We start from the raw sequence: 15,139 nt of genomic DNA, 5'->3' as shown, positions 1-15,139 counted from the left end.
AAACCCTCCTGACGATCTTGGGCAGGCGTCATTGTCAGGCCCCCCAGATACCGTAGAGCAACGCCATCCAAATGAGCACCGAAAGACACAGCGCGATAAAAGCGCCGGGCACTGCATTATCTGGCCAGCCTTCATCGTCCTGCCCAATCAGCCGCAGAGCGGCGATGTCGGTTCCGACAAAAATTTGCGGGCCCTCAGGCGATTGGTAGGCAGCGCGTCCGTCGCTCATAGCGAGCTCCAGACCAATCGTATGATGATCACCCAAAGCACTATGGCTAACGGCAAGCCGATTAGCAGGCCACGATAGAAGGAGCCGTCTTCGGGCCAGGGTTCCGGCTCCACATCCGTTGGCGCCTCGGCGATCAACCACCGCCTGACCACTGCTCGCAAGGTGCTCATGCTGCAGCTCCCCGCGCTTGGCCGGCGAAGGTTGGTTGAGGATGAACGAGCGGCATCCCGTCGCACAATTCGCTCGCGCGCGACGGCGCCGGCACATTGCCCAGAAGCCATGGCCGCACGGTACACGGACGCCCAAGATAATAGCCCTGCTGCCACTCGATGCCCGCCCCGGACGAAATCTCAACTTCGAGCGCGGTTTCGACGCCTTCGATTACCACGATCGTACCGAAGGATCTCGCAAGCCCGGCTATATGCATTAACGCTTCCGCCCCTGCGGAGGACGTCGCGGCACGGCGCAAGAAGAGCTTGTCGATCTTAACGATGTTGGGCGACAGCGCGAACAGTTCGCGGATCGATGTGTGACCGACCCCGAAATCGTCGATCGCAATCTGGCAGCCCAGGCTGCGCAGGCGAGACGCGAAACGCACCGCCTCGCCGATGTCGGTAATCGGCGCGGTTTCGGTGATCTCAACCACCAATCGGGAAGCCGCGCCAGGGCAGCTGATGAGGCGATCCATCAGCTCAGACCAGCCACTGTCCCATTTCGCGCTTTGCGCTGAGATATTGACGCCGAGCACCGCATGGTTGGAGCTCAGCAATTCGTCGATGACCCGGCCGACTATATGCTGGTCCAGATAGCGCGCGTAGCCGAGCCGCTCAAAAGCAAGCACCATCGGCGTTGCCGAACCATCACTGCCGTTGTCAGCTACCACATGCAGCAGTGATTCATAGTAAAGAACTGCTGACGGATTCGATGTCGAACGGACCGGTTGCCAGGCGAGCTGAAACTCGTGCCCCTGCCCCCCCCGACCGTCTCCCATAGCCTCGGTCGCAGCAATGGCAGCCAACCCTTGCCCGACCAACGCCATGTCGGTGCGAAACTGCGCTGACCAACTCGCCCCGTTGCTCGCCTGCTCGCCGCGGAAGTCGTGCATGTGCGCCGCGACACGCACATTGTCCCGCAGCCCCTCAGGTACGAAAGCCCAGCTGCCGCTGACCCAGATATGGATCGGCCCCACAGACGTTGACACTGGCACCAGCGACACTTGCTGGCACACAATCTCCAGGAATCGAGGACAATCGAGATCAGGCCTCGGGCCGAAAGCAGCCTCGCCCCAGATCAACGCGCTGTCGGCGCCTTCCCCCGCCTCATGGACCACCCCGTCTTTTCGGATGAGCTTCGCCAGAACGGAGCCCAGCGAGGCACGCACCTCGGCTGCCACCTGACGACCGAACGCCCGCCGGACGTGGCCAAGGTTCTCGATGCAGAAGAAAAAATGCGCCAGCTCGCCCTGCGCCTCCGACGAACCGACCCGCAGAATTGAGATGGAAGACTGCCCACCACCCTCCTGCGATTGTTCCAATTGCGCCATGACCGGGTCCCACATCGCGCAGCGGAAGGCTCGCGATTCTGTGACGGTCTAGCCAAAAGTGTAACTCCATTCAAGAACCAATTTGTTCTATCAGGCTAACATTCTGTTGTGCTCAATCTTTAACGTCTCGAAATTACACGATCTTTTTATGGCCTCGCGGTAACAAAATGTAGGCAAGCGTATTAGCATTCGGTATTATCGTGGCAATTAGGAAGCCGTTCCCTAGGTTCTATTCGACGGATCGTGGAGCGGGGGCATTTTTTGAGAATGCAACGTTCGGTGACGATTGAAGCGGCACCGGCGAGCTGTCTTTTGCCCCCCACATTCTTGCGGCCAGCTGCCGCTCTTCTGGCCCCATTGCGCTGGTGTATATAGCGGTTGTGCGGATATCGGCGTGGCCCAGCCACCTTTGGATCAGTGTCAGAGGCACATTCGCCTGAATCGCGCGCACCCCAAAACCGTGGCGCAGGCCCTTGGGGGTCGCGTAACTTCCACTCACCTCCGCACTAGCCATGACGTCACAGACCTTTCGATACGCCGTCATTCGACACCATGACCACAGCCGGCCTGATCTTGAGCTCCTCTGTGAAAACCATCGCCTTAACAATTTCAGTAAAGATGTGGGAAGGGGAATTTCACGGAAAATATTTTTCCCCCGCTTTTTCAGACAAAAAATAATGACCGTTTCAGATGCAAAATCAAAACTTTCAACCGAAAGTGAAAGAGCTTCTGAAATGCGGCAGCCGCTATAAGCCATTATGAGGCAGAACACTCGAATCTCGGTCGGAAATCTCTCGCTCGCCCTAATAAATCGATCGATCTCTTGAGGCGTCAGATATTTTCTTACACCGTTACGGTTGAAAACTGTGGCGGGCATTCAAATTTCTTCCATTAAAATGTAGAGGAAGAACAATGGCTTATCGCTGAAATCGGGCTGTAATCGGTGGCGTCGGGGCGCTGTTACACTTTTGGCTAAAATGTAACTTAAAAACTCGATATTTTTCAGCATATTATGGGCTATCCCTATATCGAATTCAACATCGTCCCATTTCGCAGAAGAGCGCACTCCGAAGATACGGATTGAGGCCCGGCTCCCTCGCAGTTTTTCCTTTTGAGCATGGCCCTCAACTTGATGCCCTGCCGACCGGTCGTAGCGAGCTGCATCAAATCATTGAGTTGCAACATAGTCCCATGCAGTTGCGACCGCGTGCCCCTATCATGATATCGAAGCTTTTGAGTAAATTTCTTCTAAAATTACACTCGCTTCCCCTAGCCCTTTGAGCGCGGAAAGGTCCTTTCGGACGCTTGAGGCGGCCAATGCAATGCGAGAACTCTGCAAGCATCAAATGCGATAGAAGTCCGACCTTTTCATGGTTGCCGAGACAAATTACAAAATCGCCATATCGTCGAACATGTGGAAGCTGGGTGCCACATCCCGACGACCCGCGATTATGTAACTAACTTATTAAGGCGCTCGTCGCGGATTTGGCCAGAGCCCTCACGTCTCGGTGACGTGCTCAGATTGCTTGGACAAAAAATCAGTGAGCTGAGAGGCAGGCTATTCTCGAAGGCTGCCGGCCGTTGCGATCTAGCAACAACGTAGCACTTCATTAAACTGAGGAACCATTTTTTTGGATCCATGTGCTTGATCTATCGTTTTAACATTTGTTAAGATTTTGAATGTGGTGACGCGAAAGCTTCCGATGCACGGATGGTCAGACAAAATGCAAATTTTGTTAGTTCGCGACAATTTCCTCGCGCGATGCTCGTGGCAAGACCCTCATCCTCTCATTCAGCACCCCTCTTTAAAGTTAAGCATCCAAGCCAGTAGACGGCTCTGTTGGTCCATGCTTTCTCCTCCTATCAGCGATGCATCGAAATGCCATTTTTAGATTCACTGAAATGATCGATCCATTTCCTGAAATCGCAGATCCACTGATATAAAGTGAAGGACTACCCCATAATCTTAAGAACCGAATATACAGCTTTCTACGGTATTATATGCAACCAGACGATTAAATTATAACGACGATTGAGAAATATTAATTAGCGAACCAGGAGATATTTTTCGTATGCATGAGCTTGCTTTCGACAGTTTTGGAAGTCGCAAATATCTCACGGCAGATGAAATTGATCGGTTTGTCCAACAGTCCAATAAGAATTCTCTCGAAGTTCATGCCTTTTGCTCGATTATTGCATATACGGGCTGCCGGATTTCTGAAGCCCTTTCATTTACGCAACAGAATATAGACTTTTCGTCGAGACAGGCGATCATAAAATGTTTGAAAAAGCGCGGTAAAGCGGTCTTCAGGGCCGTTCCCTTGCCAGCACCCATCCTGAAACTGTTCAAGCGCTGGTTCAGCAGACGAACGACCTCGAATGAGCGCCTCTGGCCCTGGTGCCGCATGACTGGTTATCGTCGCATTCGCGAAACGATGATCTCCGCTGGCATCGTCGGCAGTCACGCCTCTCCGAAAGGCCTCCGGCATGGTTTTGGGGTGCGGGCCGTCCAGTCAAACATACCTCTCAATTTGATCCAACGTTGGCTGGGGCATGCAGATATTAAAACGACCTCGATCTACACATTCGTTGTGGGGCCCGAAGAACGCCTGATCGCCCAGCGCATGTGGCGGACAAAAAGACGTCCTGACAGAACGGAATACGAGGATTCCAGATTAAATGCTCCAGCAGCCAAATTTGATCATGCCCTTCCACTTGAGGCTGCGCGGCCGTTCGATAAGCATTGTCTCTCCGTGCACAACGGCACAATATTGTTACGCGGAGACCTGCCTGTAGATATCGGCGACATGAAGCGTCCTTTGGATCCATTCAACCACGAGCATCGCATTGTCACACAGAGCAATCTCGCGATACGTTCTGGCGCCGTCATCCGGCAGTGTCTAATCGCGGCTGACGCTTTCGGCACTGTAAAAAACGACCTTCCCTTGCACCTTTCTGGTCACAGCAACCGCGTGCCACACTTTTTGGAAGCGCCCGCGCTGGTCAATGTCGTCTTGAACCTCCCACTTCGACAAGGGCCGTAACGAAACTCCCATTTGTTCACTCCTGCAAGGCGGCCTTCTCGGCGTCTGAAAGCCTCGCCATTCGAGGCACTTAGGTTTTTGCTGTGATCTTGAGCATCGCAATTCTTCCAAGGTAAGATTATGCTGCGAGCGATATGTCAACAGGCAAAGGGGACCAGCAGTTCGCCGCTCCCCGATCGCATGTTCGAGGTCGTCCAACTGCTTCGTCGACCTAGGCCACCAGTCAAAGCCGATCCCGCCAAGCACAATCCCGACAAAGGCGTCGAAGCTGGCTGCATTTGCCTCCTCAGATTCGTTACCGCGGATCGTTCAGGACTTTGAACTGAGATGGGCGTTGACCCACGCTTTTAGCGCCGGGTCAAAAACGATAATGACTCAGACGTCAGCACAGAGCTGTCCCCTTCCCCGATCAATTCGGATCGACTGTCTTGTCGCCCTCCCCCGGCGTGATGCGCGGACCATCTTCCCAAGGCGTGCCGACGAACTCGGGCTGACCTTCGACATAGGTGACGGTGGCTCCCGTGTCGGTCCGGACGCGGCGCACGACGTCGAGGATCGTCTTGTTGGTCCAGTCGTCGGGCTTGCCGACCACGGCCTGCCCCAAGGCGCGGCCGAGGCGGGCCGATAGCCCCCCGCCCTGCTCCTTGATGTCCACGGCGTAGACGTTGAGCTGATAGCCCTCGACATAGGGGAACAGGCACATGGTCATCATGAGCTGCTGAGATCCGCGCACCTTGCGCACGGCCGAGCTGATCCACACCGCGCCATCGCAGCGCGCCTGCTTCACGCTTGCCATCTGAGCGCTGGAGACCATGCCGGCAAACGGGATGTTCTCGAACGGATTGACCAAACGGAACCGCCCTGGCTTCTCGGGCGGCGGCCCCATGACGAGCGGCGTCGTCGTATCCGAATTTGAGATGTTCGGATTGAGGCCGTCCTGCAGGGCCTTGATCATCGGCGCGCGCTTGGCGTCGGTCTTGAAATCGAAAATATGGTAGAGTTCTGTAACACGCTGGGAGTCCTGCGCATTGGCCGCTGGCATCGCCACGATCGCGACCGCGCCGATCGCAGCCAGCCTCAGTGCATTCATCTTCATTCGATTGTCCCCTTTCTTACGACAGTCATCGGGCACACCGTCATGATGCGGTTGCCGTCATCCCATTGGGATTTGTAGGTCGCGCCAGCCTCCAGCATGGCGCAGCTGAGGTTGCGTCCCTCGGGCGTTTCCACCACGGCAACGAGACGGCCGTAGCGATCCTTCTTGACCGGACGCACGAGCAGATCGCCGACTGCCGCCCGCTTGAGCACACGATGCTGGGCGTTCGGATTGCCGGGGGCACAGTCCCGCCCACGCCGGCAGTGCCCGGGCAGCTCGGCGGCATCGATCCCGAGCAGGCGAATGCGCTGGTCTCCGCATCGCAGGGTGTCGCCATCGATGGCCCGGCAACCGCTCACGCGCATCGCCGGTGTCGGATCGAGAAAAGCCTGCGGAGACTTGATCCCGAAATTGCGGTCCAGAGACAGCACAAGCCCGATCAGCACGAGCAGGATGAGGATGAGGCGCATGAATGATGGTCCCGATTGTCTGGATCAGAGTTCGAGCGTCTTGGACCGACCGCGCTGCGGTTGAGGCTGACGATCAAGCGTCGCCCCGTCCTTCCCCGCACTTCGAGCGCCCATTGGCGCAGCACGGTCGGACAGTCCGCCAAGATCGAGCTTGGCCAGGTCCATGCTGGCGCCGGACAGGCTGGCCACGCTCTGCCCTTTCAGGATGGTCTCGACCTCCAGCTTGCCCGTAACCTCAAGCGCTGAATATTTGTCGCCGGCATTGCGGGAGAGCTGGGCGATGAGCTTGCTCTTGTCATCGGTGAACAGCCGCACATCATATTGCTGGCGGGTCATGTTCACGAGGAAGGCGCGCGCATTGGACAAATTGCGCTCGGCCGCGCCCATCACCGCAAAGACCGTGTGGTTGGTAATGCCCTGCGCCATATGGGTATTGATCGCGTAGGCCAGATCGATGCGCTTGAGCATCAGATCGCCATTCATCAGCACCCGGTCCTCGCCACTGGCAAGGCGCACAGTGACGCAATCGGCATCGACCTTCATGACCTGCGCGATCGTGGCATTGATCATCCCCCGCCCGTCCCGCTTATCGCTGTCGGTCCAGCGGATCGTCTCGCCATCGTGCAGGCGGATCTGCTTCTCCTTCGCAAGCTGCAGACCGTCATGGCGGTCGGTCGAACTGATTGCGCGCGGATCGATGCGGTGCTTGCGCCCCTTCTCGTCGATGAGGCCGACGCGGCCGTTCTCGTAGATGCGCGCAATGCGATACTCGCCCTTGGCCAGGCCAAGAGGATTGCGGGCGGCGCGCACCTCCAGCACACTCGCCTCTTCCTGTTTCCAGAAATGGGCATAGCGCAGCTCCTCATGGGTCAGGCCGATGCGCTCGCGAACGACGAACGCGCGGCCTTCGCCGGTGAGCGTGCCCTCGTCCTTCAAGCCGGACTGGATCATCTCGTTGATCTGCGCGCGGGCATCCTTGCTGGAAGGCAGCAGAGTCGTGCGCGTGCGATCTTCGGGTGACAAAGCGAGCCAGGCCTCGGCGGCATCCGTTACACGGTCCCTGGTCTCGACGACGCGGTTGCCCAGTACAGACACGGCGCCCAGCATATTCCCGCGATCGGCAAGATCGGCGACGAGCTGCATCGTCTGCGTCTTCTGCCGCATGTTGATGTTGACCTCATTGATGCCCTGCTCGTCTTTGATGCGGCGAGCCTGCATGATCGCGAACGGCTTACCGGCCTCGATCGCGCTGAGCTGCTTGCGGTCGCCGATGATCGCGAGGCGCCCGACCTCCATGAGATTGGCGACGGCCACGAGCTTGCTCATCTGCTCGGTCGAGATCATCGACGCTTCGTCGAGAATCAGATATTTGCCGGCAAGCTCCGCCCTGGCCTGCTCCAGCTTCACCGGATCGGCATCGGGTTTCAGGAACCGCTCGGTTTTCGAGAGGAAGCCGTGAACGGTCGAGGCTTCCATGCCCGTATCGGCGCGAAGATCCACAACCATCTTGTTCTGGAACGCCAGCGCCTGCGCTTCGCCCTTGGGATCGCTCTGGAGAAGCAGGGTCTGCATGCCTTGCGCGCTCGCGGCGCGGATCGCGGTATCCATGGCTTCGGCCAGCGCCACGGGCTGGAGCATCGTCGACTTGCCGGCGCCGGCGCGGCCCTGCACGAGAACGAACCGGTCGGGACTGGAGACCAGATCGATCGCGGCGGTGAGCTGCTGATGATTGAGAGATCGTCCGCCGGCGAACTGCTGCAATGTGTCGGCAGCAACACCCGCGTCCATGAGCGGCCGTCCCCTGCCCTGCCCTTCGTCCACGCCGGCGAGGATCGCCTGCTCCTGGGCGAGCGCGGTTCGTGTGGTGAGGAGATCGCCGCCGTCATCGACGCGTCCCGACGAGCCGGCGATCAGCTCGCCCTTGGCTGTCAGTGCGGCGACACGCGCCTCAATCTCTTCGTGGGTTACATTGGCAAAACCGAGATCAAGCGCGGTCTTCAATACGTCCTGGGGCTTGAAGGCCGCTTCCCGCTCGGTCAGCACCCGAACGGCACTCGCTACCGCATGCTGAGCGCTGGCGACTACAGGATCACGCGTCGCGCGCGCCAGATCCCGATCGAGGAGAGGATCGCCGGCCCGCGCGGCTTTCTCCCCAAGCAACGCGATCGCGCCGCGAATGGCGTCCGTGACGGCCTGATAGCCTCGAGCAATGCGCCCCGGCTCTGCCTGGCGCAGCGACTGCGCGTAAACCGCATCGCCATTATAGGCATATTCAGCGCCCTCGGTGCGCCATTTGTCCAGCAGCTCGGCGCGGTCGCCGGCGTCGAGCTTGGGATCGCGGGTTCGCAAGGCCACCGCCAACATGCCCTCGCGCGACTGGATGCCCAGCTCCTGCGCCCGCTCCTTGATGTCGGCCCGGCGCTTGGAAAAGCCTTCCAGGGATTCCTTGTTCACGCCTTCGATCTCGAACGCGCCATGCTTGCCCTCAAGGCGGGTCTTGTAGCCCAGCCCTTCGATCTCCTTGCGGAGCGCAGCATGATAGATGGAGCCGAGCGTCGTGTTGGCGTTCCACATTGCGCCATTGTGCCAGGCCCGCCACCCGTCATCGCGTACCACCTCTCCGGTCGCAGGATCGACCTTATCCGGCGCGCGGTACTTCTCGGGGATCTGCGTCATATTGGCGATGACCGCATGGATATGGGCCTGCGGGTCGAGGCTCCGGCTCGTGTCGTGCGGGAACAGCGCATAGACGAGATTGCCCGTCCGCACGGCCACGTCTTTGCCGTCGATCTTTACCCGCGCTTCGGCGAGGTTCTTCTCGGCCCATTTCATGGTGGCGAGGACCGCCTTGCGATTGGCATCGAGCAAACGCTTGTCGCCCGAGAGATAGGCCAGCAGGCTCGCGCTCTTAGTCATCGAGAAGGTGAAGTCCGAGCCATGCGCGTGCTTGCCCGGCGTCCCGACCTGACGACCGTTCGGCAGCTCGCCGTTCAGCAGCTTCTCGAAGGTTTTGTGCTCGACCTGGCCGTCGAGACCGAGCGCAGCCGAACCCTGCCCCGCCCATTGCGAGGATTCCACCGACTGTTCGGCCGTATAGTAATTGTCGCTGGCGAAATATGTGGCAGCGCCGCCGGCGGAGCGGACCGTTCCCATGGACAGCATAGTCCTTAGTTCCTCTCGGCAGCGAGCCGATCACGCCCGCTCACAGATCCAGATCCAGCGCGGAGCCGCGATCGCGCTCCTCTTTTCGGAACGACATCGCCATTTCCCGTTTGGCGAGCTTGCCGGCGGCCAGCTCATCGTCTTTGCTGACGGGTTTGGCAGGCTCGCGTCCTGTGACCGCCCTGTCTGGGGCAATGTCGGGCTGGACCTGATCGGGGTGCGCAGAACTGGCGCCTTGCCCCGCGAGCTGGTCCTGCGAATGAAGGCCATCGGGCGGAACGGCCGCTGCATCTGGCGATGGCGACCCCTGATCTGCAAGGTCCGCTAATGGTCTGTCAGCATCGCGCTGCGCAACGTCCGGTGCCGCGGCTGTTTGCGCGCCGCGACCGCCCTCCCCGGCTTCGCTCTCCTCGTCACCATCGTCGTGCGGCGCCACCAATGGCGGCGGCGGCGCCGGGAGATAGCCCTGTGCCTGCGCCGGATAGGCGACATAAGGGACTTGCACATAAGCTGCCGGAAAGCCCTCACGGAAACGCAGATAGGCATGGAGATTGGGGAGCGACATGATGTCGTCGGGAAACACCAGCGGCTCTTCACGCCGGCTCGGGCTGATAGTTGACGCGTCGCGCGCTTCATGCGCGCCATAGGAGTAGGCCTCATCCATGGTCCGCACCTGACGGGTGCCGATCAGCTTTGAGCATTCATCGGCCGTCTCGGCGTCTCCGGTCGCGAGGATGACCTTTGTGAAGGCCAGACTGGTGATGTTTCGCGCGCCCTCCTCACCATAGGTCATGCGCAACCGGGCAAGGCTGTGAACACCAAGCACGAACGCCCCACCGAACGAACGGGCTGTCTGCAGACCGTCCTCCAGTGCGGGCAACTGGTGCAGCGCGCCCAGCTCGTCGAACACATACCAGGTCCGCAACCGCGCCGTGTGCGGCATGGTCATCAGCGTATGGATCGCGATGTTCATCCAGGCACTGACGAGTGCGCGATTGAGCGGCATATCGACATGACGCGACGTGATGAACAGATTGGAGCCACCCCGGCCTTCGTCGCGCACCCAGTCGCGGATCGAGAAGGCCGGCCCTTCCGTTGGCAGGAACCGCAAGGCATCGCCGTGGGAGTTGAGAACGCCACGGATCGAGTTCGCCATTCGCGCGGCATCAGGCGAGGTCAGGGGATCTGCGACCGTGCCCTTCAGCTTGGCATAAATGTCTGAGAGCTTCGCGGTCAGCAACTTGTCGGAAAGAGCTTTGTTGGTCCCCTGCCCTTCGGCCTTCAGCTTCACGCACATTTCGACGAACAGCATTCGCGCTGCGCGTTCCCAGAAGCCGCCATCGGCGCCGTCCTCGTCAGGAATGAGCGCACTGGCGGCCGCAACGAACTCAGCTTGCGTATCGCAGTCGTGGAACACCGACCAGTTCCGGCAACGCTTATCGGTCAGGTTCAGGATATGGTCGCGCTTCTCATCATAGAAGGCCTCTACATAGTGGCCGGTCAAGTCGAAGATGACGCAGTTTTGACCGCGCTCGACAGCCTGCGAGATCAGGTCGCGTAACACCGTTGTTTTGCCCGCGCCGGTGGTGCCGAACACCATGACATGGTTCTGTTCGCGACCATGGGGAAACGGAACCGTCGCGATCGAACAGGGACGCAGAAGATTACGGCGCGCCCGCTCCTCTCGCGGCAAATCGAGAACCTTTGCAAAGGCCATTCCGGGATATTCGCGCGCGGCAATTTTGCGAACTTGCTGCTCGTTATGCCGTTCAATAACGCTCACCAGATGAGCGCGCGAGGTTAGCTCACTACCGCGTTCATGATGCTCTTCCATCATCGCCTTCGAGCGACTTCTCGCATGCATCACGAACCACAAAGTGAAGAGCGCAGTGATACCAGTCGCGATGATCGCGCTGCCGACGAAAGCCCCCACGAACTTGGTCCATGACTCCTGAACCTCGGGCATGAACGGTACGTAGCCCATATAGGTTTGCCGGATGCTTCCATCGGCTAATGTCACGTTGACCCGCTTCATCGGATCGAAGCCGATATGATCCCATAACCACGACAATGATCGCATCGAAACCATGCGAAACTCGTGATCGTCGAGGATCAGGAACAGGCGCAGCCAGAGCAGCCCGAGGAATGACCCTATCCAGGCCAGAAATGGCATCCGTCCTGCTCGCCAAAGCATCGACCATTGGTGACCGATCAGCTGCGAACCGCGCGTGAAATGGGTGGAGTTATGGCGTGGTTCACCCTGCCCTGATCGTGCCCTGATACGGGGTGCCGGCGCGTGCTTATCCGCCATGGTGTCTCGCCAGGCGGTCGCGCGCAGCTTCCAGCAGCTCGTCTTTCTTCTCGGGGGCCGTCGTCATCAGCCAGTAGTCGAGGACCAGCTGATTATACTCGCATACCAAAGCTAGACGGGACGGATTGGCGCCCCTTCCTGCATTCAGATCGAAAAACAGCTCCACCGCAGCCCGGATGATTTCGGACTTCGTTGCCCCAGTTTCCACCGAGCGAATGGCAAGACGTTCCGATAATTCATCGGTCAGCTTGACTGTATGTATCGACACCACCCGAAACTCCGTTCGGGCTGGTGGTTCTTACGCAAGGCAAAGCGCATAGACGCTCTACGTGAACGGCCTCTGCATGTCAAAAGGCGCGTCGGCTCCACGACCGGCGTATTGGATACCAATACTGGGAATATTGCAATCCAATACGCCGGCCACACCAAAACGCACCCAAAAACAAGGCAGTAAGAGGGTATTGGATACCAATACCCTGCGCCGGTGGTCCGTTATTGGAAACCAATACCCGTATTGTAATCCAATAACACCATAATACACTGTAATCATGGCATTTAATGCCCTTTATGTTTCTCGCACCGCGCATACGGTGTGCAGACCTGGAAGGTCATTCTGAGGGGTGGGCATGACCCATCCCCGGCAACATGGAAATTCGGCCTCGGCCGCCTACTGAACTCCGGCAGGCACCCCCTGCCCTGCCGGGCCTGAGCAAGAAGCGTGCGCGGATGCGGTCTATTCCGTGAGGCGACATTCATGCCGCCGAGAGCGCAGCGGCAAGGGCCTCCAATGATTGTACATGTGGCAATCATCCTGCCACTGAAAGGAGGCCATAAGACGTGGTGCGCAGCGCCACCCTCCCTGTCACCGTTGCGAAGTCGGCGGGGACAGACAAGCAACGCCGTAGGTTATCCATAGGCAGGAGCGCTGACCCAAGAGCTGGCGGAAGCCTGTGGGTAACGTGTGTCCTTTGACACGGGCCAATGGTCGCCATAGGTCTGTCGTCGATGCCCCAGCGGGGCGAATGGACATGGGGATCTATTACGTCATGGCAAGGCCGAAGAAGATTGCGAATAGTCTCGAAGCGATTGCGGCTCAGCGCAAGGAACTGGAAGAGCGCATGGCAGCGCTCGATGCCGCGGAACGTGCGGCTCGCGAGGCGGCCCAGGACGAAGGCCGGGACGTACTGATGAAGGCACTGGAGCGGGTCAAGATTCCCGCCATGGATCGCCCGAATGCCAAAGCGATTGCCAAAGCGATCTCGACGCTCGACGCTGCCGAAATTGTTCGTCGCCTCGGTGTGTGATCGCATGAATAACGGTCTGCGGAGCTGGCGAAGCGCATGAGGGACTTGGTCCCTCTACGCGGTTTGCCAAAGGGCGCTGAGTAATAAGACGAAGGCCGCCCTTGCGGTGCGGCCTTCGCGGCGATCTGATCAATCGAACCAGTCATAGCTCAGCGACATCTGATCGGCATAGAAATCGATCTCCAGCGCAATTTCAGCCGATTCATCGAGCAGCCTTTCTTCAGCGAGTGCAGCCCGCGCGGCCTGCTCGTTCGAGAATGCAGCCCAGTCGACGGTTGCGGAATAGTGCTCGTGGCGTCGCAGTTGGCGTTCGATGAACGCGGCCTGATTGTCGAGCTTTGCAATGGTGCTGATATGATATTCTGCGTGCATGATAGCCTCCATCAAATGTGAATTGATGGACTGTCATCGGAGGGGGTTTGTAGTCTCGGTCAGGGACGGCGAAGCCGCCGCGAAGCGGGGCGTGGGGGTGCCGATTATTCGCAGAAAAATTGGGGGAACCGCGCCTCCTTGACGGAGGCTGCAAACCCCCTCCAGAATTGGCGGACAACGGAAGAAGTTTTGTCCCCCCGGGTCCCGGCAATGCGTAGCGGCGCACAGGCCGAATGGCATGTGCGGCACGCGAGCGAGGCGGCATCGGTCCCGGTTCTGCACTTGCGCAATGCCCTCGCCCGTGCTTTCCTTCTGGTAATTATTCGATCGATAACTGATCAGAACGCCGGATTTTGTGGGGGCGATTTGTCATGCAGCGCTACAGCATTTTGGGTCAGATTATCGACGCTGACGATCCGGGGTTCGAGCCTCTGTTGGCCCGTGCCTACTCGCTGAAGGATCGCCCGCTATGCCTGTGCCGGCCAGATGACAGTCTCCCGCTCTATATCGCGGTTCGCAACGGATCTTATCTGCTCGCGCGTTGGCCACATTCGGGGCCGCGACACGCGCCTTGGTGCGACCATTATGAAGCTCCGGATTCTCTGACCGGCTTGGGGCAGGTGAAGGGATCGGCCGTCGTGGAGAATGAGGAAACCGGCGAAACATCTCTCCGCCTCGCCTTCCCTCTCTCGCGCGGGGCAGCTCGCGCCGCGCCAAGCTCGTTCACCAACGACAAGCCTACCATCAAGTCGAATGGTCAGCGGCTGAGTATCCGGGGCACGCTTCATTATCTCTGGGACCGAGCGCAGCTCACACACTGGCATCCGAAAATGGCTGACAAGCGCTATTGGGGTCTTATCCGGCGCGAGTTGTTGCAGGCAGCGCATGGTTGCAAAGCACGAGGCGCGAACCTGTCGGAAGTGCTGTTCATCCCGGAGCCTTTTCGGCTCGATGCGAAGGATGAGATTGCCAAGCGGCGGCGTTCGGAACTTGGACACGCCTACGCCTCACGCGACAACCTCATGATCATGATCGGTGAGGTGAAGGCATTCGATCGGGACCGCTTTGGCGAACGTCTGATCGTGAAGCACCTTCCCGATTGGCCGTTTCTGCTCGATGATGACATGGCCCGCCGGGTTCACCGCCGCTTCGCCGCTGAGGAGGAGCTATGGCGGCTGCACGGGGAGGATGGACATCTGGTTGTTGCCGCCACCTTCTCGATCAGCTCTGCCGGTGCCCCTCACCTCCACGAAATCAGCCTGATGCCTGTTACAAAGGAATGGCTACCCTATGAAACCATGATGGAGCAGGAACTGATTTCCTTGGCGGTCAGGGCGCGTAGGCGCTTCGTTAAGGGAATGCGGGTCAACCTGGCAGAGGACAAGCCCGTAACGAGTTTGATGCTCACTGATACCGGCGCACAGGCAACGGCGGTCCATCTCGTCCACGATCTCGCCGGCCCGCGCAGCGACGAGGATCTCGCTCTCCTGATGAATGCGCAAGGTGTGGCACATGTCACTTGGCAATCGGGCATGGCCCTACCGCCGGCAAGCCACCGACACGACAGGCCTGATGGTCCAGGTTCCCTCCACTGACATCAAGCGAAGG

The 15,139-nt window shown here is 58.9% G+C and carries 12 protein-coding genes; 3 read left to right on the top strand and 9 right to left on the bottom strand.

What is annotated here, in order from left to right:
- Nucleotides 1-34: 34 nt before the first annotated feature.
- From M2336_RS17950 to M2336_RS17940, 3 genes are all read right to left on the bottom strand, one after another.
- Nucleotides 35-229, bottom strand: a complete 195-nt coding sequence (locus M2336_RS17950; protein ID WP_264593379.1) for a hypothetical protein — start codon at nucleotides 227-229, stop codon at nucleotides 35-37.
- A gap of 166 nt (nucleotides 230-395) precedes the next feature.
- Complete coding sequence (locus tag M2336_RS17945) at nucleotides 396-1,772, bottom strand: EAL domain-containing protein (protein ID WP_264593378.1); 1,377 nt, start codon at nucleotides 1,770-1,772, stop codon at nucleotides 396-398.
- A 229-nt stretch (nucleotides 1,773-2,001) separates the two neighbouring features.
- Nucleotides 2,002-2,649 carry a tyrosine-type recombinase/integrase gene (locus M2336_RS17940; RefSeq protein WP_264593377.1) on the bottom strand — a complete coding sequence of 216 codons (648 nt, stop codon included), beginning with the start codon at nucleotides 2,647-2,649 and terminating at the stop codon, nucleotides 2,002-2,004.
- Between the two features lie 1,195 nt (nucleotides 2,650-3,844).
- Between M2336_RS17940 and M2336_RS17935 the strand changes: the two genes are divergently transcribed.
- Nucleotides 3,845-4,816, top strand: coding sequence for a tyrosine-type recombinase/integrase (locus M2336_RS17935; RefSeq protein WP_264593376.1), 972 nt, complete (start codon nucleotides 3,845-3,847; stop codon nucleotides 4,814-4,816).
- Between the two features lie 409 nt (nucleotides 4,817-5,225).
- Here M2336_RS17935 and M2336_RS17930 read toward each other — a convergent pair whose 3' ends face one another.
- Genes M2336_RS17930 through M2336_RS17910 form a run of 5 tightly spaced genes read right to left on the bottom strand, consistent with a single transcriptional unit; the run spans nucleotide 5,226 to nucleotide 12,123 of the window.
- Nucleotides 5,226-5,912: a hypothetical protein gene (locus M2336_RS17930; RefSeq protein WP_264593375.1), complete on the bottom strand. Its 687-nt coding sequence runs from the start codon at nucleotides 5,910-5,912 to the stop codon at nucleotides 5,226-5,228.
- On the bottom strand, nucleotides 5,909-6,382 hold the full coding sequence (locus M2336_RS17925; protein WP_264593374.1) for a thermonuclease family protein: 474 nt from the start codon (nucleotides 6,380-6,382) through the stop codon (nucleotides 5,909-5,911). Before M2336_RS17925 ends, M2336_RS17930 begins: the two co-directional genes overlap by 4 nt.
- Nucleotides 6,383-6,406: 24 nt before the next feature.
- Nucleotides 6,407-9,544, bottom strand: coding sequence for a MobF family relaxase (gene mobF / locus M2336_RS17920; RefSeq protein WP_264593373.1), 3,138 nt, complete (start codon nucleotides 9,542-9,544; stop codon nucleotides 6,407-6,409).
- A 40-nt stretch (nucleotides 9,545-9,584) separates the two neighbouring features.
- The gene (locus M2336_RS17915; protein WP_264593372.1) at nucleotides 9,585-11,855 is read right to left on the bottom strand and encodes a type IV secretion system DNA-binding domain-containing protein; all 2,271 of its coding nucleotides are present in this window, start codon (nucleotides 11,853-11,855) and stop codon (nucleotides 9,585-9,587) included.
- The gene (locus M2336_RS17910; protein ID WP_264593371.1) at nucleotides 11,845-12,123 is read right to left on the bottom strand and encodes a hypothetical protein; all 279 of its coding nucleotides are present in this window, start codon (nucleotides 12,121-12,123) and stop codon (nucleotides 11,845-11,847) included. The genes M2336_RS17915 and M2336_RS17910 overlap by 11 nt, the downstream gene beginning before the upstream one ends.
- Before the next feature lie 760 nt (nucleotides 12,124-12,883).
- On the opposite strand from M2336_RS17910, the gene M2336_RS17905 reads away from it, so the two are divergent.
- Complete coding sequence (locus M2336_RS17905; protein ID WP_264593370.1) at nucleotides 12,884-13,159, top strand: hypothetical protein; 276 nt, start codon at nucleotides 12,884-12,886, stop codon at nucleotides 13,157-13,159.
- Between the two features lie 129 nt (nucleotides 13,160-13,288).
- Here the strand turns inward: M2336_RS17905 and M2336_RS17900 are convergent, their stop codons facing one another.
- Entirely contained in the window at nucleotides 13,289-13,531 is a 243-nt protein-coding gene (locus M2336_RS17900; RefSeq protein WP_264593369.1) for a hypothetical protein, read from the bottom strand.
- Between the two features lie 371 nt (nucleotides 13,532-13,902).
- Here M2336_RS17900 and M2336_RS17895 point away from each other — a divergent pair, with 371 nt between their 5' ends.
- A complete protein-coding gene (locus M2336_RS17895) occupies nucleotides 13,903-15,126 on the top strand; it encodes a DUF1173 domain-containing protein (RefSeq protein ID WP_264593368.1) in 1,224 nt (407 codons plus the stop codon).
- Nucleotides 15,127-15,139: the final 13 nt, after the last annotated feature.

The organism is Sphingobium sp. B1D7B (genome assembly GCF_025961965.1).
Lineage (GTDB): Bacteria > Pseudomonadota > Alphaproteobacteria > Sphingomonadales > Sphingomonadaceae > Sphingobium.
Note: the sequence above shows the minus strand (reverse complement) of the source record. Positions and strands in the feature narration are given on the sequence as shown.

Coding starts and splice junctions, on each gene's coding strand:
- M2336_RS17950 (WP_264593379.1), bottom strand. CDS start 229: ATGAGCGACGGACGCGCTGCCTACCAATCGCCTGAGGGCCCGCAAATT.
- M2336_RS17945 (WP_264593378.1), bottom strand. CDS start 1,772: ATGGCGCAATTGGAACAATCGCAGGAGGGTGGTGGGCAGTCTTCCATC.
- M2336_RS17940 (WP_264593377.1), bottom strand. CDS start 2,649: ATGCCCGCCACAGTTTTCAACCGTAACGGTGTAAGAAAATATCTGACG.
- M2336_RS17935 (WP_264593376.1), top strand. CDS start 3,845: ATGCATGAGCTTGCTTTCGACAGTTTTGGAAGTCGCAAATATCTCACG.
- M2336_RS17930 (WP_264593375.1), bottom strand. CDS start 5,912: ATGAAGATGAATGCACTGAGGCTGGCTGCGATCGGCGCGGTCGCGATC.
- M2336_RS17925 (WP_264593374.1), bottom strand. CDS start 6,382: ATGCGCCTCATCCTCATCCTGCTCGTGCTGATCGGGCTTGTGCTGTCT.
- mobF (WP_264593373.1), bottom strand. CDS start 9,544: ATGCTGTCCATGGGAACGGTCCGCTCCGCCGGCGGCGCTGCCACATAT.
- M2336_RS17915 (WP_264593372.1), bottom strand. CDS start 11,855: ATGGCGGATAAGCACGCGCCGGCACCCCGTATCAGGGCACGATCAGGG.
- M2336_RS17905 (WP_264593370.1), top strand. CDS start 12,884: ATGGGGATCTATTACGTCATGGCAAGGCCGAAGAAGATTGCGAATAGT.
- M2336_RS17900 (WP_264593369.1), bottom strand. CDS start 13,531: ATGCACGCAGAATATCATATCAGCACCATTGCAAAGCTCGACAATCAG.
- M2336_RS17895 (WP_264593368.1), top strand. CDS start 13,903: ATGCAGCGCTACAGCATTTTGGGTCAGATTATCGACGCTGACGATCCG.